This is a genomic window from Streptomyces sp. NBC_01775 (genome assembly GCF_035917675.1).
In the GTDB taxonomy this organism is placed as follows: Bacteria; Actinomycetota; Actinomycetes; order Streptomycetales; family Streptomycetaceae; genus Streptomyces.
Genome location: NZ_CP109104.1, coordinates 2,660,332 through 2,680,254 on the forward strand (window position 1 = coordinate 2,660,332; position 19,923 = coordinate 2,680,254).

19 protein-coding genes are annotated in these 19,923 nt (G+C 72.1%); 3 read left to right on the forward strand and 16 right to left on the reverse strand.

Going from position 1 to position 19,923, the window contains the following annotated elements:
* Positions 1–146 precede the first annotated feature (146 nt).
* From OHB04_RS11850 to rimP, 3 genes are all read right to left on the reverse strand, one after another.
* The gene (locus OHB04_RS11850; protein ID WP_326687643.1) at positions 147–434 is read right to left on the reverse strand and encodes a YlxR family protein; all 288 of its coding nucleotides are present in this window, start codon (positions 432–434) and stop codon (positions 147–149) included.
* A 92-nt stretch (positions 435–526) separates the two neighbouring features.
* Positions 527–1,567: a transcription termination factor NusA gene (gene nusA, locus OHB04_RS11855; RefSeq protein WP_326687644.1), complete on the reverse strand. Its 1,041-nt coding sequence runs from the start codon at positions 1,565–1,567 to the stop codon at positions 527–529.
* Between the two features lie 2 nt (positions 1,568–1,569).
* Positions 1,570–2,115, reverse strand: a complete 546-nt coding sequence (gene rimP, locus OHB04_RS11860; protein WP_326687645.1) for a ribosome maturation factor RimP — start codon at positions 2,113–2,115, stop codon at positions 1,570–1,572.
* A gap of 273 nt (positions 2,116–2,388) precedes the next feature.
* On the opposite strand from rimP, the gene OHB04_RS11865 reads away from it, so the two are divergent.
* The 3 genes from OHB04_RS11865 to OHB04_RS11875 all read left to right on the forward strand — a co-directional run bounded on the left by OHB04_RS11865 (position 2,389) and on the right by OHB04_RS11875 (position 4,587).
* Positions 2,389–3,075 carry a hypothetical protein gene (locus OHB04_RS11865; protein WP_326807430.1) on the forward strand — a complete coding sequence of 229 codons (687 nt, stop codon included), beginning with the start codon at positions 2,389–2,391 and terminating at the stop codon, positions 3,073–3,075.
* Positions 3,072–3,551 (forward strand): ferritin-like domain-containing protein, encoded by a 480-nt coding sequence (locus OHB04_RS11870; protein ID WP_326687647.1) that lies wholly within the window; start codon positions 3,072–3,074, stop codon positions 3,549–3,551. Before OHB04_RS11865 ends, OHB04_RS11870 begins: the two co-directional genes overlap by 4 nt.
* Positions 3,552–3,621: 70 nt before the next feature.
* On the forward strand, positions 3,622–4,587 hold the full coding sequence (locus tag OHB04_RS11875; protein WP_326807431.1) for an aminoglycoside phosphotransferase family protein: 966 nt from the start codon (positions 3,622–3,624) through the stop codon (positions 4,585–4,587).
* A gap of 51 nt (positions 4,588–4,638) precedes the next feature.
* Here OHB04_RS11875 and OHB04_RS11880 read toward each other — a convergent pair whose 3' ends face one another.
* From OHB04_RS11880 to OHB04_RS11940, 13 genes are all read right to left on the reverse strand, one after another.
* Positions 4,639–6,348 (reverse strand): proline--tRNA ligase, encoded by a 1,710-nt coding sequence (locus tag OHB04_RS11880; RefSeq protein WP_326687649.1) that lies wholly within the window; start codon positions 6,346–6,348, stop codon positions 4,639–4,641.
* A gap of 255 nt (positions 6,349–6,603) precedes the next feature.
* A complete protein-coding gene (locus tag OHB04_RS11885; protein ID WP_326687650.1) occupies positions 6,604–7,173 on the reverse strand; it encodes a GNAT family N-acetyltransferase in 570 nt (189 codons plus the stop codon).
* Positions 7,174–7,239: 66 nt separating this feature from the next.
* Entirely contained in the window at positions 7,240–8,085 is an 846-nt protein-coding gene (locus OHB04_RS11890) for a GNAT family N-acetyltransferase (protein ID WP_326687651.1), read from the reverse strand.
* 148 nt (positions 8,086–8,233) lie between these two features.
* A complete protein-coding gene (gene ispG / locus OHB04_RS11895) occupies positions 8,234–9,391 on the reverse strand; it encodes a flavodoxin-dependent (E)-4-hydroxy-3-methylbut-2-enyl-diphosphate synthase (RefSeq protein ID WP_326687652.1) in 1,158 nt (385 codons plus the stop codon).
* Between the two features lie 158 nt (positions 9,392–9,549).
* Entirely contained in the window at positions 9,550–10,854 is a 1,305-nt protein-coding gene (locus OHB04_RS11900) for a M50 family metallopeptidase (protein WP_326807432.1), read from the reverse strand.
* Positions 10,851–12,110 carry a 1-deoxy-D-xylulose-5-phosphate reductoisomerase gene (gene dxr / locus OHB04_RS11905; protein ID WP_326687654.1) on the reverse strand — a complete coding sequence of 420 codons (1,260 nt, stop codon included), beginning with the start codon at positions 12,108–12,110 and terminating at the stop codon, positions 10,851–10,853. Before dxr ends, OHB04_RS11900 begins: the two co-directional genes overlap by 4 nt.
* Before the next feature lie 131 nt (positions 12,111–12,241).
* Positions 12,242–14,158, reverse strand: a complete 1,917-nt coding sequence (locus OHB04_RS11910) for an acyl-CoA dehydrogenase family protein (protein WP_326809432.1) — start codon at positions 14,156–14,158, stop codon at positions 12,242–12,244.
* A gap of 213 nt (positions 14,159–14,371) precedes the next feature.
* Positions 14,372–15,052, reverse strand: coding sequence for a response regulator transcription factor (locus OHB04_RS11915; RefSeq protein ID WP_326687655.1), 681 nt, complete (start codon positions 15,050–15,052; stop codon positions 14,372–14,374).
* 17 nt (positions 15,053–15,069) lie between these two features.
* The gene (locus OHB04_RS11920) at positions 15,070–16,368 is read right to left on the reverse strand and encodes a sensor histidine kinase (RefSeq protein WP_326687656.1); all 1,299 of its coding nucleotides are present in this window, start codon (positions 16,366–16,368) and stop codon (positions 15,070–15,072) included.
* Positions 16,369–16,746: 378 nt separating this feature from the next.
* Positions 16,747–17,517, reverse strand: a complete 771-nt coding sequence (locus OHB04_RS11925) for a phosphodiesterase (RefSeq protein WP_326807433.1) — start codon at positions 17,515–17,517, stop codon at positions 16,747–16,749.
* A 231-nt stretch (positions 17,518–17,748) separates the two neighbouring features.
* Positions 17,749–18,672, reverse strand: coding sequence for a phosphotriesterase family protein (locus tag OHB04_RS11930; protein ID WP_326807434.1), 924 nt, complete (start codon positions 18,670–18,672; stop codon positions 17,749–17,751).
* Positions 18,669–19,283: a DUF4865 family protein gene (locus OHB04_RS11935; RefSeq protein ID WP_326687659.1), complete on the reverse strand. Its 615-nt coding sequence runs from the start codon at positions 19,281–19,283 to the stop codon at positions 18,669–18,671. The genes OHB04_RS11930 and OHB04_RS11935 overlap by 4 nt, the downstream gene beginning before the upstream one ends.
* Positions 19,284–19,285: 2 nt before the next feature.
* The gene (locus tag OHB04_RS11940; RefSeq protein WP_326807435.1) at positions 19,286–19,897 is read right to left on the reverse strand and encodes a TetR/AcrR family transcriptional regulator; all 612 of its coding nucleotides are present in this window, start codon (positions 19,895–19,897) and stop codon (positions 19,286–19,288) included.
* Positions 19,898–19,923 lie beyond the last annotated feature (26 nt).

The window sequence follows — 19,923 nt, forward strand, 5'->3', positions numbered from 1 at the left end:
TTACGGCCCGGGGGATCGTCCGCCGGACCTTCGCTACTTATGCATGGGCGTACTCATCGCGTACTCATCGAGTGCTCATCGCAATCTCGACCTACTTCCAACTCGCGAGGTACCTCGGCCCGCACGGGGATCCCGTGCGAGCTCACTTACGGTGTTGCCTGTGCTGTCCGCTCCACGTGCTCCCGCAGTTCTGCGAGATCGAACGGACCCGGACCCCGGAAGGCCCTGTTGAACGCCCGGCGCCGGACGGCCTGCTCAAGACAGGCCGGAACGGGGTGCAGGTACGCACCCCGGCCGGGCAGCCTACCGCGAAGATCGGGGATCAGGCTTCCCTTGACCAGGACCACCCGCAGCAGATCGCTCTTGTCCGTACGCTCCCGGCAGCCCACGCAGGTCCGCTGAGGATATGCCCGGTCACACGTCCGGCCAGACACTGCTTAAGTCTACCTCCCCGAAGCCCCGAACCCCTTGGGGGGTAAGGGCGCCGTTACTCATTCGCGGCCGGGCGCACCCGGCGCACCCGGTCTCAGTCCTGCTCGGGCGCCCTGCGCTGGGCCTGTGCCGGCTGCTGCTCGCCCTCCTGGGCACCGCCGTCCGCCGTGTCCGGGCGGATGTCGATGCGCCAGCCGGTGAGACGGGCCGCAAGGCGCGCGTTCTGGCCTTCCTTGCCGATGGCCAGCGACAGCTGATAGTCGGGCACGGTCACCCGCGCCGAGCGGGCCGCCAGGTCGACGATCTCGACCTTGCTCACCCGGGCCGGGGACAGCGCGTTGGCCACCAGGTCGTCCGGCTCCTCCGACCAGTCCACGATGTCGATCTTCTCACCGTGCAGCTCCGCCATCACGTTGCGTACCCGGCCGCCCATCGGGCCGATGCAGGCACCCTTGGCGTTCAGCCCGGAACGGGTGGAGCGTACGGCGATCTTGGTGCGGTGACCTGCCTCACGGGCGATGGCCGCGATCTCGACCGAGCCGTCGGCGATCTCCGGAACCTCCAGCTCGAAGAGCTTCTTGACGAGGTTGGGGTGGGTCCGCGAGAGGGTCACCGAGGGGCCGCGCACGCCCTTGGCGACGCGCACCACGTAGGTACGCAGGCGGGTGCCGTGTGCGTAGTCCTCGCCGGGGACCTGCTCCTGCGGGGGCAGGATCGCCTCCAGCTTGCCGATGTCCACCAGCACGCTCTTGGGGTCCTTGCCCTGCTGGACGACCCCCGCGACAACGTCTCCCTCACGGCCCGCGTACTCACCGAAAGTGACCTCCTCCTCGGCGTCCCGCAGCCGCTGGAGGATGACCTGCTTCGCGGTGGTGGCCGCGATCCGGCCGAAACCTGTGGGGGTGTCGTCGAACTCCTTTGGCTCGGCGCCCTCTTCGAGGTCGTCCGGGCTCTCCTTGGCCCACACGGTGACGTGCCCGCTCTTCTGGCTCAGCTCGACGCGTGCGTCGCGCCTGCTGCCCTCCGTGCGGTGGTACGCGATGAGGAGGGCCGACTCGATCGCCTCCACCAGCAGGTCGAGGGAGATCTCCTTCTCCCTCACCAGCCCCCGCAGGGCACTCATGTCGATGTCCACGGCTACGCCTCCTCCTTGTTCTCTTGGTCTGTGGCCGCGGACCCGTGCTGCGCCTTCTCAGCGGCCTTGCGGTTGAACTCGATCTCCACGCGCGCCTTGGCGATCTCGCCGAAGGCGAGCCGCCGCGAGGTGGGCTTGCGCCCCTTGACGCCGGGGATCTCCAGGTCGACGCCCTCGTCGTCCACCGCCATCAGCCGGGCGGTCACTTCGCCGCCGCCGGCCTCCTCGGTGAGCTGGGCCTTGATCAGCCTGCCGACGGCGCGGCGGTAGTGCCGCTGCTCGGTCAGCGGACGGTCGGCTCCGGGGGAGGTGACCTCCAGCACATAAGGGGAGCCACCCATGGCATCGCTCTCGTCGAGCACCTCGGACAGGGCGCGGCTCAGATCGGCGCAGGTGTCGAGCTGGACCCCGTCGTCAGCGTCCACGACGACGCGCAGCACGCGTCGCTTTCCGGCCGGGGTCACTTCGATCTCTTCGAGATCCAACCCCCTTTTGCTGACGAGCGGTTCCAGCAGTCCGCGCAGCCTCTCGCTCTGGGTGGTGCTCATCCGGGTGACTCCTCGGCCGCGTGTGCTGTTGTAGGGGGGCCTTGTGACAAGGGCGTGTCGCCGCACAAGCCTATCGTCTGTGGCGCGCTGCGCCGACCCGCTCGGGGCAGGCGGGACCTGTGCTGCCTGTGGGATGTCTGGGTGCGGAGTGAGGCACAGCAGGGTGGCCCGTCGCCGCGGCGGAGTGCGGCACGGGTACTCTCGCGTGGCGGTGATCGCCGACCCGCGAGGCTCAGAAGTACGGGCGAGGGCCCATATCCAGGGAGTTCACACATGCCGCTCACGCCGTCACCGGCAGCAGCCCGGCCACGCCGCAGGTCGCTGCTGACCGGCGGGCTCGGAGCCGTCGGCGCCGGAGCGGTCCTGACAACGGGGCTGGTCTCCGGTTGCAGCGGCGACTCCGGCCAGGACGCCGCTGACCCCGAACACTCGGACGCCGCCCGGCGGTTGCGCGCCCGCGGCGCCCGCGACAGCGAGCGGCTGGCGGCCCGCTACGACGGCACCATCAAGGTGCACCCCGCCCTGGCCGAACGGCTGCGCCCGCTGCGCGAGGAGGTCGCGCGCCACGCACAGGCGCTGCGCGGCAGCGGCACCGGCACCGGCACCGGTTCGCCCTCCCCCTCCCCGTCCGGCACGCAGGCGAGGCCGAGCCCCTCATCAGGGTCGCCGGGCGCCGGGAGCCCGGAGCGGCCGGGCGGACAGGACGGCCCCGCGCAGACGCCCTCGCGCACACCCTCGCCGGACACGTCCGGGGTGCCGGACAGCCGGAAGGAAGCGCTCGCCGCGCTCGCCGGGGCCGAGCGGAAGCTGGCCGGGGCGCGCGCCAAGGCGCTGGTCACCGCGCCGCCGGAGCTGGCCAGGCTGCTGGCCTCGGTCGCGGCCTGCGGCGGGGCGCATGTCTACCTCCTGGAAGAGGGCGGCGGGAGCGAGGACGACGGAGCAGACGGAGCGCCGGAATGAAGAAGGAACTGACCGCGGTTCAGGCCGCGTTGCGCGCGGAGCACGCGGCCGTCTACGGCTACGGCGTGGTGGGCGGCCGGATCGCCGAGAGCCGCAGGAGCCAGGTGCGTCAGGCGTACGACGCCCACCGCGCCCGGCGGGACGCGCTGCGCCGCACCGTGCGGAGCCTGGGCGGCAAGCCCGAGCCCGCCGCCGCCGCCTACACGCTGCCGTTCGCCGTCCCCGACAGCGCCGCCGCCGTACGGCTCGCGGCCGAGCTGGAGAACCGGGTCGCGGGCGTGTACGCGGACCTCGTACGGGCAAGCGAGGGGGCGCGGCGGCGGGAGGCGGCGGACGCGATGCGCGAGGCCGCCGTCAGATCCGTGCGGTGGAAGGGCGGCGGCGTAGCCTTCCCAGGTCTCACCGAGCTGGGTGCGGGCGACGCGCCCTCCCCCTCGGACTCCCCGAGCGGGTCCGGCGCGCCCGGCACGCTGTAACCCCGGCTCTCCCGCGTTCCCCGCGCCTTCGCGGTGCGCGTCTCGGCCCCGCTCTGAAAGGCCCTTCGACATGGCTTCCGCAGTGCCCTTCGACCCACCGCAGCGGCTCGTACGTGCCCTGGCGGCACAGCCGGACGCCGAGGCGGTCGCCGTGGCACAGGCGTGGCTGGAGCGGACCCCGGAGCTGCTGGGCCGGTGGCTGGAGCGCTGGGAGCTGTCGCTGGAGCGGGTGATCTCCCCCGGCGGGCGCAGCAGCGTGGTGGCGCTGGTGCGGCAGGCCGACGGCTCGCCCGCGACGCTGAAGCTGGTGGCGCCCGACGGTGCCCCCGCGCCCGTGCGGGCCGCTCGCGAGCATGAGGCGCTGACCGCCTGGCACGGCCTTGGGGCCGTACGGGTGCTTCGGGCGGCGCCGGAGGAGGGGGCGCTGCTGCTGGAGCGGCTGCGCCGCGAGGTGTCGCTGCGCTCGCTGCCGGAGGCCAAGGCCACGCTGGAGGCTGTCTCCGTGGTGCGCAGGCTGTGGGTGCCCGTGGAGCGGGGGCACGGCTTCGAGACCGTGGCCGAGCACACCGAGGCGGAGGCGGCGCTGATGCGCTCGGCCGTGCCGCTGGACGCCGAGCCGCTGGTGGCCGCCGCTCTGGAGGCGCGCGAGACGCTGCTGGCCGAGCCGGCGCCGGCTGTGGGACAGGTGCTGCTGCACGGCGACTTCCGGCAGGGCGCCGTGCTGGCCAGCTCCTCGGCCCCCGGCTCCGGGGAGCGGGCGCCATGGCTGACCGTGGGACCCGATCCGCTCGTGGGGGAGCCCGCCTACGACCTCGCGCGGCTGGCGCGCGACCGGCTGCACGACCTGATGGCCTCCACCGGCGCCGCCGCCGCGGCCCGCCGCCGCGTCAACAAGCTCGCGGACTCGCTGGATGTGCCGCGCGAGCGGGTGCGCCTGTGGGCGCTCTACCGCGCCGTCGAGTCCGCCGTGCGCCAGGCCGCCGGGGGCGGGCGGGCGGACGCGGAGATGCTGCTGGAGTTCGCCGCCTGGCTGTGAGCGGGCCGCCCGGGGAGACACAGCCCCCGGAAACGGCCCGCTCCGCTCGGGTCAGCCCTCCGTGAGGCGGGCGAAGGCGGCGTCGATGGCCAGCTCTTCGCGCTCGCCGGTGCGCCGGTCCTTCAGCTCGACCAGGCCGTCCTTGATGCCCCGGCCCGCGACGAGGATCGTGGGCACGCCGATCAGCTCGGCGTCGGTGAACTTGACGCCCGGCGAGACGCTCGTACGGTCGTCGACCAGCACCCGCAGCCCGGCGGCGCCGAGCCGCTCGGCGATCTCCAGCGCCGCCTCGGTCTGCTGCGCCTTGCCCGCGGCGACGATGTGGACATCGGCGGGCGCGACCTCACGCGGCCAGCACAGGCCCTGCTCATCAGCGCTCTGCTCGGCGATCGCGGCGACGGCGCGGGAGACGCCGATGCCGTAGGAGCCCATGGTGACGCGGACGGGCTTGCCGTCCTTGCCCAGGACGTCCAGCTCGAAGGCGTCGGCGTACTTGCGGCCGAGCTGGAAGATGTGGCCGATCTCGATGGCGCGGTCCAGCTCGATGCCGGAGCCGCAGTTCGGGCAGGGGTCGCCGGGCTCGACGACGACGACGTCCAGGTACTGGTCGACGTCGAAGTCACGGCCGCACACCACGTTGCGCGCGTGCTTGCTCTCTTCGTTGGCTCCGGTGATCCAGCTGGTGCCGGGGGCGACGCGGGGGTCGGCGAGGTAGCGGAACGCCTTGCCCGCCATGCCGCCCTGCGGGCCCACGTAGCCGCGCACCAGGTCACCGCGGCCCTCGAAGTCCTCGGCCGTCACCAGCTCGACGGTGGCGGGCGCCAGGTGCTCGCCCAGCTTGCCCATGTCCACCTCGCGGTCCCCCGGCACGCCGACAGCGGTGATCTCGCCGTCGACCTTGACCAGCAGGTTCTTCAAGGTGGCCGAGGCCGGGACGCCCAGATGGACGGCGAGGGTCTCGATGGTGGGGGTGTCGGGGGTGTCCAGCTTCTCCACGGGGCCGTGGGCCTCGGTGGAGGCGGGCGGCACGGTGAAGGTGAAGGCCTCGGTGTTCGCCGCGTATCCGCACTGCGGGCACTGCACGAAGGTGTCCTCGCCCGCGGCGGCGGGAGCCAGGAACTCCTCGGAGGCCGAGCCGCCCATGGCGCCGGAGATGGCGGAGACGATGCGGTAGTCCAGCCCGAGGCGCTCGAAGATGCGCTTGTAGGCGACACGGTGCTTGGCGTACGAGTCGGCCAGGCCCTCGTCGGAGACGTCGAAGGAGTACGAGTCCTTCATCGTGAACTCCCGGCCCCGCAGGATGCCGGAGCGGGGGCGGGCCTCGTCGCGGTACTTGGTCTGGATCTGGTAGACGGTCACCGGCATGTCCTTGTAGGACGTGCACTGGTCCTTGACGACCTGGGTGAAGATCTCCTCGTGGGTGGGCCCGAGCAGGTACTCGCCGCCCTTGCGGTCCTTGAGGCGGAAGAGCAGGTCGCCGTACTCCTCGTACCGCCCGGACACCTCGTAGGGCTCCTTGGGCAGCAGCGCGGGCAACAGCACCTCCTGGCCGCCGATGGCGTCCATCTCCTCGCGCACGATCCGGGTGATGTTCTCCAGCACCTGCTTGCCGAGCGGCAGCCACGTCCACAGCCCGGCGGCGGTACGGCGCACGTAACCGGCGCGGACCAGCAGCTTGTGGCTGAGCGTCTCGGCGTCGGCCGGGTCGTCCCGCAGCGTCTTCAGCATCGACCGGGACAAACGCTGGACACGGGCTGCCATGGGAACTCCTGCTCGGGGCTGCTGGTGATAGGTGACGAACTCGTCGAGGCGGAGCCTATCCGCCCGCACCGACGCCACGAAAACGAGATGTCACCGCCAGGGCAGTGGGGAGCCCCCGCACACTGCCACGGCGGCGGCAAGCCCCCCGCTCACCGCCGCACCAACGGCAACACAGCCCCCATCACCGCATATGGCTGCACCGCACTGGGACTGCCACCTCCCGGGGGACAACCCCCGTACCCCCGGCCGCACCCCTCACCGCCGCACCAACGGCAACACAGCACCCATCACCGCATATGGCTGCACCGCACTGGGGAACTGCACGCGGCGGGCCAGGTCGTGGTAGCCGAGGCCGTGGTAGAGGGCGCGGGCCGGGCTGTCGGTGTCCAGGGCCGAGAGCAGGGAGCGGGGTTCGGCGGCGGTGTCGGTGAGGGCGGTGATCAGGCCGCGGCCCACGCCCCGGTGCTGGAAGGCCGGGTGGACGTGCAGCTCCGTGATCACGAAGGAGTCGCTGAGCCAGCCCTCGTTGCCCTCCCGTGCCAGGTAGGGCCGCACGACACTGGACCACCACTGGGTGTCGTCGTTGGGCATGCCGTAGACGAAGCCGACGAGCCGGCCCTCCTCGGTGGTGGCGCCCAGGGCCCTGGCACCGGGGCTGGTCATGTGGCGCAGGACGATGTGCCTGCGGACGCCGATCTCGTCGTCGGTGAGGCCGAAGGCCACCGCCTGCACCGCCAGCGCGTCGTCCACACGGGCGGCCAGGTCCAGCGGGCCGATGATCACGCTCCGGGGGTCCGGGAGCTGCCCCCGGGCTGAATGCCGCATGGCGGGGAGGCTACTTCCTCGGCCGTGCCGCCGCGAAGAGGCGGCACACCGCGGGGCAGACGGCGCTCAGAACAGCACGCTCATGAAAGCGCCGACCTCACGGAAGCCGACGCGGTGGTAGGCGGCCCGCGCGGGGGCGTTGTAGTCGTTGACGTAGAGGCTGACCAGCGGCGCGACATCCCGCAGCGCGTAGGCGACGACGGCGGCCATGCCCGTCTCGGACAGGCCCTCGCCACGCCGCTCGGGCGCCACCCAGACCCCCTGGATCTGGCAGGCGTAGGGGGTGGCGGCGCCGATCTCGGCCTTGAAGACGACCTGGCCGTCCTCGATGTGCGCGAAGGAGCGGCCCGAGCTGACGAGTTCGGCCACGCGGGCCTGGTAGACGAGGCCGCCGTCACCGGCGAGCGGGGAGATGCCGACCTCTTCGGTGAACATGGCCACGCAGGCGGGCAGGACGATGTCCATCTCGTCCTTGGTCACGCGGCGCACCAGCGGGTCGGGCTCGATGTCGCGCGGCACGCGGTCGGTGATCATCAGCGGCTGGTTGGCGCGCACCTCGCGCGCCGGGCCCCAGTACGGTTCGAGGGCGGCCCACAGGGCCGTCGTGGGGCCTACGGGGCCGACGATGGAGGAGCAGCGCCTGCCCTGGCGCCGGGCGCGCTCGGCGAAGGCGCTCACGGCCTCGGGGCCCGCGCACAGGGGGACGAGGTTGGCTCCGGCGTAGCAGAGGGACTCCAGGCGCCCGTCCTGGTACCAGCCCCACATCTCCCCGCCCAGGCGCCACGGGTCGAGCCCGGAGACCTGGACGCGGGCCGTGACGAAGGCGTTGTTGACCGGCTCCCTGCGCAGCACGGCCAGCGCGTCCTGGAGCTCGGCCGGTTCAACGACCTTGGTGGAGGTGGTGGTCAACAACGTCTCGGTGCCTCACCGTACGGCCCGTGGGCAAGAGGGAACGATCTCTCGCACTGTACCTCTGCCCATGGCCCGGCCGCCGCCGTGCGTCCGGATCGGCCGCGCGACGGCGCTTCGGGGTGGTGGAGCGCGAAGGGACGGTGCGGGATCAGTCGGCGGTGGTGACGACCGGCTCGCCGGAGGCGACGCCTTCCTTCTCCATCTGCTCGGCGATCTTCATCGCCTCGTCGATGAGCGTCTCGACGATCTTGGACTCGGGGACGGTCTTGATGACCTCGCCCTTCACGAAGATCTGGCCCTTGCCGTTGCCGGAGGCGACACCCAGGTCGGCCTCACGGGCCTCACCGGGACCGTTGACGACACAGCCCATGACGGCCACGCGCAGCGGAACGTCCATGCCCTCCAGGCCCGCGGTGACCTCGTCGGCGAGCTTGTAGACGTCCACCTGGGCCCGGCCGCAGGAGGGGCAGGAGACGATCTCCAGGCCGCGCTGGCGCAGGCCGAGGGACTCCAGGATCTGGATGCCGACCTTGACCTCCTCGGCGGGCGGCGCGGACAGCGAGACCCGGATGGTGTCGCCGATGCCCTCGCTGAGCAGGGCGCCGAAGGCGACGGCCGACTTGATCGTGCCCTGGAAGGAGGGGCCCGCCTCGGTGACGCCGAGGTGCAGCGGGTAGTCGCACTGGGCGGCGAGCCGGCGGTAGGCGTTGACCATCACGACCGGGTCGTTGTGCTTGACCGAGATCTTGATGTCGCGGAAGCCGTGCTCCTCGAAGAGTGAGCACTCCCACAGCGCGGATTCGGCCAGCGCCTCGGGGGTGGCCTTGCCGTACTTCTGGAGGAGCCGCTTGTCGAGGGAGCCCGCGTTGACGCCGATGCGGATCGGGGTGCCGGCCGCGGAGGCGGCGTCGGCGATCTCCTTGACCTTGTCGTCGAACTGCTTGATGTTGCCGGGGTTGACGCGGACGGCGGCGCAGCCCGCGTCGATGGCCTGGAAGACGTACTTCGGCTGGAAGTGGATGTCCGCGATCACCGGGATCTGGGACTTCCGGGCGATCGTGGCGAGGGCGTCGGCGTCGTCCTGTGTGGGGCACGCCACACGCACGATCTGGCAGCCGGACGCCGTCAGCTCCGCGATCTGCTGAAGCGTCGAGCCGATGTCCGAGGTGCGGGTCGTGGTCATCGACTGCACGGACACCGGCGCGTCTCCGCCCACGGCGACCTGTCCGACCTGGATCTTCCGGCTGACCCTGCGGTCGGCGAGCTTGGCGGGAACGTCCGGCATTCCGAGCGAAATCGCTGTCATCAGCGTGCAACCCCAACGGTGTGGTTCAAGTCCCGGGTTCGACGGGCTCCAGGCCCCGAGATTACGGCACCCGCTCCGCATCGAGCACATCCCTACCGGGAAGCAACAGCAAAGTGTGACGTCCGCACACGAAACGTACGGACGTCACACGAGCCGGGCTAGCCGGTGAGTCTCACCGGATTCACCACGTCGGCGACCAGGACCAGCAGGGTGAAGCACAGGAAGATCCCGGCCACGACATACGCGACCGGCATCAGCTTGGCGACGTCGAAGGGACCGGGGTCGGGGCGCCGGAAGACCCGGGCGAACATCCTGCGTACGGACTCCCACAGCGCCCCCGCGATGTGCCCGCCGTCCAGCGGCAGCAGCGGCAGCATGTTGAACAGGAACAGGCTGAGGTTGAAGCCGGCGACCAGGAAGAGCATGGTCGCCACCCGCTGGCTGGGCGGGATGTCGAGCGAGAAGACCTCACCGCCGACCCGTGCGGCGCCCACGACGCCCATCGGGGAGTCCTGCTTGCGCTCCCCGCCGTCGAAGGCCGCGTTCCACAGGTCCGGCACCTTGCCCGGCAGGTCGATGAGCGCCTGGACGCCGTTGACCATCATGTCGCCCATCCGGTCCACGGCCTGCGGGAAGGACTGCTGCACGACGCCGCTGGCCGGGGTGAAGCCGAGGAATCCGGCCTTCACGTACTCGTCGGGGACGTAGCTGCCGCTGCCGTCGGACTTGGCGACCTTGTTCTCGATGAGGTTCGCGTGCAGCGTGCGGCGGGCGCCGTCGCGCTCGACCGTGATCGTGGCCGGGCCTGTCGTGTCGCGGATGTGCTGCTGAAGGCCGCTCCAGTCCTCCACGCGGCGGCCGTCGAAAGAGACGATCTTGTCGCCGGGCTTGATGCCCGCGGCCTTGGCCGGGGAGTCCTTGGCGTCGGAGGGACACTTGTCGGTCTGCGCCGAGGCGGGGATCACACACTTCGAGACGGAGGAGACGGTAGTCGTCTGGGTGTTCACCCCGAAGGTCATCAGCACCGTCAGGAAGATCACCACGGCCAGGATCAGGTTCATGAACGGCCCGGCGAACATCACGATGACGCGCTTCCACGGCTTGCGCGTGTAGAGCATCCGGTGCTCGTCGCCGGGCTTCAGCTCTTCGTACGCCGCCGCCCTGGCGTCCTCGATCATGCCGCGGAACGGCGAGGAGGAGCGCTGCCGCACGGTGCCGTCGTCCCCCGGCGGGAACATGCCGATCATCCGGATGTAGCCGCCCAGCGGGACCGCCTTGACGCCGTACTCGGTCTCGCCCTTGTGCTTGGACCAGATGGTGGGCCCGAATCCGACCATGAACTGCGGGACGCGGACACCGAACATCTTCGCTGTGGAGAAGTGCCCCAGCTCGTGCCAGGCGATGGAGAAGAGCAGGCCGACAACGAAGACGACTATGCCGAGGATGGTCATGAACGTCGTCATGCGCGGGCCTCCGCTGCTTTCGCCGACTGTGCGGCCAGTTCGCGGGCGCGCTCACGCGCCCAGGTCTCTGCGGCGAGGACATCGGACAGGGTCAGCCCGGTTCCACCCGGGGTGCCGTGCTCCTCGACCACAGCGGCAACCGTATCCACGATGCCGGTGAACGGCAGCCTTCCCGCGAGGAACGCCTCGACGCACTCCTCGTTCGCCGCGTTGAAGACGGCGGGGGCGGTGCCCCCCAGCGCGCCCACGTGGCAGGCCAGCGGCACGGAGGGGAAGGCGTCCTCATCCAGCGGGTAGAAGTCCCAGGACATGGCCTGGCCCCAGGGGAAGACCGGTCCCGCGTCCGGCACCCGCTCGGGCCAGCCCAGCCCCAGCGCGATCGGCAGCCGCATGTCGGGGGGCCCGCACTGGGCGAGCGTGGATCCGTCCACGAACTCCACCATCGAGTGGACCGCTGACTGCGGATGGACCACGACCTGGATGCGGTCGAAGGGGATGTCGTAGAGCAGGTGGGCCTCGATGACCTCCAGGCCCTTGTTCACCAGCGTGGCCGAGTTGACCGTGATGACCGGGCCCATGTCCCACGTGGGGTGCGCCAGCGCGTCCTTGGGGGTCACGTCGGCCAGCTCCGCCCTGGTGCGGCCCCGGAAAGGGCCGCCCGAGGCGGTGACCAGCAGCTTGCGCACCTCCGCTCGGGTGCCGCCCATGAGTGCCTGGAAGAGCGCCGAGTGCTCGGAGTCGACCGGAACGATCTGGCCCGGCTTGGCCAGGGCCCGCACCAGGGGGCCGCCGACGATCAGCGACTCCTTGTTGGCGAGCGCCAGCGTGCGGCCCGCCTCCAGGGCCGCCAGGGTCGGGGCGAGCCCGATGGAGCCGGTGATGCCGTTGAGCACGGTGTGGCAGGGGGAGGCGGCCAGCTCGGTCGCCGCCTCGCTGCCCGCCAGCACCTCCGGCGGTGGCTCCCCCGTCCCGTACACGGCGCGCAGTGCCTCGCGCAGCTCCTGCGCCTTGTCCTCACGGGCGACGGCGACGGTGCGGACGCCCAGCCGGTGCGCCTGCTCGGCCAGCAGCCCGACCCGGCCGCCGGACGCGGCCAGCGCGGTGACCCGGAAGCGGTCCGGATTGTTCAGCACGACGTCGACGGCCTGGGTGCCGATCGATCCCGTTGAGCCGAGGATCACGATGTCGCGCGGGGCACCTGCCTCCGGCGCGATGCCGGGATAGCGCAGATGCGGGTCAGCGAGGGAGTCGGTCATGCCTCCATTGTGTCCGCTCCCCGCGCGGGACCCGACAGCGCACTGACCGCGCACGGACGTGGGCGCCGTATCCCCCGCGTACCGCACGTTGCTGCCGGGGCGTCAGCGCCCCCTTCGGGCCGGTCCGGGGATCAGCGGACGCGGCGGTGGACGTTGTCCTTCCTGGAGGGGCCGGGGGTCGCGTCGGCGATCCAGGGGCCTTCGGTGGACGGGTCGACGATGCCTTCCTCCAGCCAGGTGTAGGAGCCGTCGAGAACCTCGCGTACGACCTTGTGGTCGAGGTCGTCGGTGTTGGTCCACAGGCGGGCGAACAGCTCGTCGACACGGATGCGGGACTGGCGGCAGAAGGCGTCGGCCAGCTGGTGGGCGGCGGTGCCGTCCGCGCCGTCGCGGCGCAGCTTCTCCGCGCGCACGCAGGCGGCGCTCATCGCGAACAGCTCCGCGCCGATGTCGACGATCCGGCCGAGGAAGCCCTGCTTGGTCTCCATGCGGCCCTGCCAGCGGGACATGGCGTAGAACGTGGAGCGGGCCAGCTTGCGGGCGGTGCGCTCTACGTGGCGCAGGTGCGGGGCGAGCGTCCCGAACTCCGCGAACGTACGGGGCAGCTGGCCGGGGCCCGCGACGAGTTTGGGCAGCCACTTCGCGTAGAAGGTGCCAGCGGCGACGGCTGCCTTGCGCTTGTCGGCGAGGGTCTTGTCCGGGTCGATGAGGTCGCCGGCGACGGACAGGTGCGCGTCGACGGCCTCGCGCGCGATCAGCAGGTGCATGATCTCGGTGGAGCCCTCGAAGATGCGGTTGATGCGCAGGTCGCGGAGCACCTGTTCGGCGGGGACGCCGCGCTCGCCCCGGGCCGCGAGGGACTCGGCCGTCTCGAAGCCCCGGCCACCGCGGATCTGCACCAGTTCGTCGGCCATCAGCCAGGCCATCTCGCTGCCGTACAGCTTGGCGAGCGCCGCCTCGATGCGGATGTCGTTGCGGTCCTCGTCCGCCATCTGCGAGGACAGATCGAGCACGGCCTCCAGCGCGAAGGTGGTGGCTGCGATGAAGGAGATCTTGCTGCCCACGGCCTCGTGCTCCGCGACGGGACGGCCCCACTGGACGCGCTCCTGCGACCACTCGCGGGCGATCTTCAGGCACCACTTGCCGGCGCCGACACAGGTGGCGGGGAGGGAGAGCCGGCCGGTGTTGAGCGTGGTGAGCGCGATCTTGAGGCCGGCGCCCTCGGGGCCGATGCGGTTGGCCGCGGGGACGCGGACCTGGTGGAAGCGGGTGACGCCGTTCTCCAGGCCGCGCAGGCCCATGAAGGCGTTGCGGTTCTCGACGGTGATGCCTTCGGCGTCCCCCTCGACGACGAAGGCGGTGATGCCGCCCTTGTGGCCCTCGGCCTGGCGCTCGTCGCTCTTGGGCACGCGGGCCATGACCACGAGGAGGTCGGCGACGACGCCGTTGGTGGTCCACAGCTTGACGCCGTCCAGGACGTAGTCGTCACCATCCGGTACCGCGCTGGTGGCCAGGCGCGCCGGGTCGGAGCCGACATCCGGTTCGGTCAGCAGGAACGCGGAGATGTCCGTACGGGCGCAGCGGGGCAGGAAGGCGTCCTTCTGTTCCTGGGTACCGAACAGCTTCACCGGCTGGGGTACGCCGATGGACTGGTGCGCCGAGAGCAGGGCGCCGACGGCGGGGCTCGCGGAGCTGACCAGGGCGAGCGCCTTGTTGTAGTAGACCTGGGTGAGGCCGAGGCCGCCGTACTCGGTGCCGACCTTCATGCCGAGCGCGCCCAGCTCCTTCAGCCCGCTGAGGACCTCGTCGGGGATGCGGGCCTCGCGCTCGACGAGGGCGCCGTCGACCTTCGCCTGGACGAACTCCCGCAGCTTGCCGAGGAATTCCTCGCCGCGCCTGATGTCCTCGGCCGCCGGTTCGGGATGGGGGTGGATGAGGTCGAGGCGGAAGCGGCCGAGGAACAGCTCCTTGGCGAAGCTGGGCTTGCGCCAGTCCTTCTCTCGGGCTGCCTCGGCGACTTCGCGTGCTTCGCGCTCGGAGACGGTCATCTCGCTCACCTCGTGGCGGTATGGGAGGAGGGTTCGCCGTGCGTGACGGTGACTACCGACGGGTGCTACTCGCTCGTATGTACCCGATTCATCCGGTGCGTACCAGACGCCGCGCACGAGAAAGGCCGGATGCGGTCCCTCCGGGGCGGGCCCGCGCGGGGCCCCGCCGGGCGCTCCGTGGCCGAGCGGCCGTTCCCCGCGGCGGCACCCTGCTCAAGCCCCCGCGTGGCCTCCGCCCGGGGTGACCAGGCCGGACTCGTACGCGAGGACGACGGCCTGGGCGCGGCTGCCCAGGCCGAGCTTGGCCATCGTGCGGTTGAGGTGGGTCTTGACGGTCGACTCGCTGATGACGAGGGCCTCGGCGATCTCCGGGTTGGACAGGCCACCGGCCACCAGCCGCAGCACATCCAGCTCCCGCCCGGTGAGGACTTCCAGGGTCTCGGGGGTGCGGGCCCCGGGCTCGGTGCGGGGCGCGTACGCCTCGATCAGGCGGCGGGTGACGCTGGGCGAGAAGAGCGTGTCGCCCTCGCAGACGGCGGCGATCGCGGCCAGCAGCCGCTGTGGCCCGGTGTCCTTGAGCAGGAAGCCGCAGGCCCCGGCGCGCAGCGCGGCGTACACGTACTCGTCCAGGTCGAAGGTGGTCAGCACCAGGACGCGGGGGCGCGGGTCGGTGACCGTCTCCAGGATGCGTTCGGTAGCGGTGATGCCGCTGGTGCCGGGCATCCGGATGTCCATGAGGACGACGTCGGGGCGGTGCTGTTCGGCGAGTTGGACGGCCTCGTCGCCGTCGGACGCCTCGCCCACGACCTCCATGCCCGGGGCCGCGCGCAGCAGCGCCGCCACACCCGCCCGGATGAGCACCTGGTCATCGACGACGAGCACTCTGGTCGGCACCGTGTCCCCCCTGCCTGTCAGGCGGGGAGGATCAGCCGTACCTCGAATCCGCCGCTCGCCCGTGGTCCGGCGTGGAGCCGGCCCCCGTAGATCCTGGCGCGCTCGCGCATCCCGATCAACCCGTGCCCGCCGGAGGGCAGTTGGTGGGCAGGGGCCTGACCGCTGCCGTCGTCGGTGACGGTCACGGTGAACTGGCGCGGCTCGTAGGCGACCGTCACCCGCGCCTGTGCGGGACAGGCGTGCTTGAGCACGTTGGTGAGCGCCTCCTGGACGACGCGGTAGGCGCACTGGCCTGCGCCGGGGGCCAGGACGCGCTGTTCGCCGGTGACGGTGAACAGCACCGGCACGCCCGCGCCGCGCACCCGTTCGGCCAGCGCGGGCAGCTGGTCGACGCCGGGGGCCGGGCCGAAGTCCGGCTCGCCGCCGGGGCCCCGTTCCAGCCCGCTGCCGCCGCCCGGGGACGTGTCGCCCGCGGGCCGCTGTCCTTCGGCGCCGCCCCCTTCGAGCCTGCCTCCGTCCAGCCTGCCCCCTTCGAGCCGGTCCCCGTCCTCGATGCGCAAGACCGCGAGCAGGCGGCGCAGTTCGGCCAGGGCCTCGCCGGAGGTGTCGGAGATGGTGCCCAGGGCGCCGCGCGCGGTCTGCGGGTCGGAGTCGAAGACGTATCCGGCCAGGCCCGCCTGCACGGAGATCACCGACATGTGGTGGGCGACGACATCGTGCAGCTCACGGGCGATGCGGACCCGCTCCTCGGCGACGGCCCGGCGCTCGGCGCCCGCGCGCTCCTTGCGCAACTGTTCGGCCAGCCGCGCCAGTTCGACGTTGCGCCGTGCCGCCTTCCGGGCGAGGTGGCCGAAGCCGCAGATGACGGTGGTGTACAGGACGCTCTGGCCGAGAACGGTGGCCCAGGAGCTCTCCTGGCCGGTGGTGCCCGCGAAGTTCCACAGCCCGGCGAGCAGCAGCGCGCAGAAGGCGGCCTCGCGCAGCGGGCGCATGGAGGCGACGGTGTAGAGCGCGAGGAGCGGGCCGAGGGTGTTGACGACGGGCCAGTAGTCGAGCGCGATGTAGACCGCCCACACGGCCAGCACACCGGTGCACAGCACCACGGGGGCCTTGCGGCGGGCGGCCAGGGGGAGGTTGACGACGCAGGTCAGCACCACGCCGGTGACATCCGGGCCGTGCCAGCCCTGCGGCGTGCGGTCGTTGCCGAGCAGAAGGCTGACGGCAGTGATGGCCAGCGCGATGGCGCCGTCGTATGCCCGGGCCGGCACCCGCTCAGCCCCGCGGCGCAACTCGCCCCACACCGTCGCGCTCCCCATCGTCGCAGCGTAGCCACCCTTCCTCGGCGCCGGCATCCACCGCACGCGCTGTCCGGAGGGCGTCGGGGTCTACCGCGTGGGTATGACAGCCGGACGCGGCTACCGCAGAAGGACGGGTTCCACTTACACCCACACGCTGACGACCGGGCGCCGAGTGCCCGCGTACCTTCGATTTCCGGAAGCGCGTCACGCCCCGGAGCACGGGGGAGGGACCTGGCCGGGGGGCGGGTCCCAGGAAGGCGGCTCCAGGGCGTGGCGCAGCCCGCCGCCGGGCGCCGTTCCGGCACGGTCCCCGTGCCGGAACGGGGGCCGTCAAGTGGGCGGGAGTCGGGGCTCATCTCGCCCTCGGCGGCCCGGCAGGCGGGCGGGCGGGCGCGCCTACATCACGACACGGAAGTGCGTGGTCAGCCGCCGCTCGTCGTCGTAGACGTGGTAGGCGATCATGGGCGGCAGCTCGTAGTCGATCGGGCCGCTCTCCTCGCCCTCCCAGGGCATCTTGAGGGTCGAGACGACGCCCGGGGCCGCGACCAGCGGCAGCCCGGCGAAGGTGGTGACGGCCGGCGTGTGGCTGTGCCCGCACAGCAGCCCCGCCACGTGCGCGTGCCTGCCGACAACCTCCGCCAGGCGCTCCTCGCCGAACTGCCGGATGGGGTCGACGTACTGGCCGTGCAAGGGCACCGGAGGGTGGTGGAAGCAGACGAAGGCGGGCTTGTCGCGGGGCGCGCCGGCCAGCGCCTGGTCGAGCCAGGCGAGGGTGGCGTCGTCGAGGTAGCCGTGGCCCCTGCCGGGGACGCTGGAGTCGCACATCAAGAAGGTGGCGCCCAGCAGCTGGTGGGCCTGGTTGACCGGCGAGCGGTCGGAGACGTCGCCACCCAGGAGCTCGGCGCGGTAGGGGCCCCGCACGTCGTGGTTGCCGGGGCAGATCAAAGGCAGCACGCCGTACTCGGCGAACAGCTTTGCGGCCAGCGCGTATTCGGCCTCTTCGCCGTGGTCGGCGATGTCTCCGGTGAGCAGGACGGCGTCCAGGCTGCCGGGCAACGCGGCCAGGTAGGAGAGCACGCGCTCGGTGCGCTCACGGGCGCGTGAGCCGCCGTCCCCCTCCCTGTCCTGGCCGATGTGTATGTCGCTGATCTGCGCGAAGGCGAACATCCGGAGTGTCCTCGCTTGTCGTGGGGCGTCTGTTGTCGTGGTGCGTTCGGCCGGGTGCGTTCTGTCGGGTCGGGCGCGCCTGTCGGGATACGGGTCGGGCGTCGCGCCTGTCGGGATGCGTTCTGCCGGTGGGCGTTGAGCGGGCGGCGTCTGCCGGTGGGCGCGTTGGGCGGTTCGTCGTGGGGCGCGGCAGGACGGCCCTTCTCCGCCGGGTTCCTGCGTGGGCGGCGCTCAGTCCTTCCAATCGGCCGCGAAGGCGCGCGCGGGGTTGGCCACGAAGATCCGCCGCGCCAGGTCCTCGCCCAGCTCACGGGCCAGGCGGGGGCGCAGCACCCGCGTCACGTACGGCGCTCCTGTCTCGGCACGCGCCGCCGAGGAGACCGTGTCGCCGCCTACAAGCAGCTGCCCTGCGTGGCCCCGCTCCGCCAGCTCGGCGAAGCTGTCCAACAGCCTCCAGTCCGTGGCGTGGTGCGTACGCGAAGGACCGTCGAAAACCAGCCAGGCGCCCGCGCGCGCCGCCTCGCGCTGCATCCGGAGGTCGGGACACCGTCCCGGATGCCCCAGCAGGACGCTGCCCGGCGGCACTTCGTGCCGGGAGCACAGCAGGTCGAGCACCTCGGTGGCGCCCGTGCCCAGCTCCAGGTGTACGGCGATGGGGGCCCCGGTGGCGTGGTGGGCCTCGGCTGCGGCGCTCATGGCACGGCACGCGTGGGCGCCCAGTCCGTGGAAGTCACCGGCGACCTTGATCAGTCCGGCACGGGGCCCCTCGCCGCACACGGCGCCCCGCACACCGCGGGTCAGCTCCTCCACGAAGAGCGCGGCGGGGTCGGCGGGCGGGCCCTCGGGGTAGTGCACGGCCTGGTGCAGCCCGGTCGCCGCGATCACGTGCACACCGGTCCGGCGGGCCAGCTCCACGAGGGCACCCGCGCGCCGCCCCATGCCGTAGGGCGTCCACTGCACGAGGGCCTCTCCCCCGTGCTCGGCGAACCCGCGCAGCTGCCGCTCGGCCTCGTCGGTATCGGCCAGCTCCTGGCCGGGCAGCCGGGGACTGCGCAGGAAGAGGTGGTCGTGCGCGTCGCACACGCCCAACTCGGGCCCGGATATGTCGCGTCGGACCGTACGCACCCGCCCGGCCGGTGTGCCGCCTTCGCTCACGGGGCGGCCCCGAGCGCCGGGGCCGCCGCGCCGAGGGACAGACGCAGGATCTCGTACGTCTCCCCGGGCGCGTCCGCCGTCTCCCCCGGCACGTGCTCGCTCGGCGCTGAGGGCGTGCCCTCGCGCAGCAGGAAGCGCACCAGCTCCCAGCGGTACGGGTCCAACCCCAGCACGGCCGCGCCGATGCCCGGCCGACCGGCGACCTCGCGCAGTTCCGCCAGGGCCCGTTCGGTGCGCTCACCGACGTCCTCGCCCTCGCCGAGCGGGGTGATCCGGCGTTCGGCCGTGGTCAGCCGCGCGCCGTACGACGGACCTTCATGGCGGCCCAGGACATGCCAGGTGCGCACCGGGGGCCGGCCGAAGTCCGCGCTCAGACCGCGGAACCCCGGACCGCGCAGCATGCCGGTCAGCGCCGCGGACCGGTCCCAGAGGTAGAAGGGCGCGTACTCGTTCACGGAGGAACCGTTCTTGCCGCGCTCGCGGATGCCGTACACCTTGAAGGCCAGGCCCTCGGCGCCGTCGAGGAGATGACCTCTGGTGCGGACGCGATCCCGGATGATCTCCATGTCGTAGTCGGCGGGCAGCGTGATGTCGTACTGCATGGCGTGCATGATCAGCTCCTTGCCATGGGCCGGGCGCCTGCCGGCCCGCCGTCCGCCGCGTGGGAGTCCAGAAGCGCGATCAGCCCCTCGACCGCCTCCCGGAACGGGCCGGGGTTCCCCGCGGCACGGGCGAGGACGTAGCCGCCCTGGACGACGGCGAGGATGACGGCGGCGGTGCCGTGCGCGTCGAGCCCGGGTCTGAACTCGCCCCGCTCGCGGCCCTCTTCCAGCACGCGGGTGAGACGGCCGCGCAGCCAGGACAGCGTCTCCTCCACCGGAGCGCGCAGCGCGGGGTCGGCCACCACGTCGGGGTCCTGCGCGAGTCCGCCGATCCGGCAGCCGCGCAACACGTCGCGCTCGCGCCGCAGATAGGCACGTACGCGCTCCAGCGCCGCCCCGTCCCCCGCGAGATCCGCCTCGGCGCGCGCCCTCAGCTGCTCCGCGCTCCTGCGCACCGCCGCTCGCGCCAGGTCGGGCTTGCCGCCGAAGTGGTGGTACATGCTGCCCTGGCCCGCGCCGGCGCGCTGCTGGATGGCCCGCGGACTGGTGCCCACGTAACCGCGCTCCCACAGGAGGTCCTGTGTGGCCTCGATCAGCTTCCCGGCCGTGTCTCCGTCGCCCATACCCAGACTGTACATACTAGTAGGTA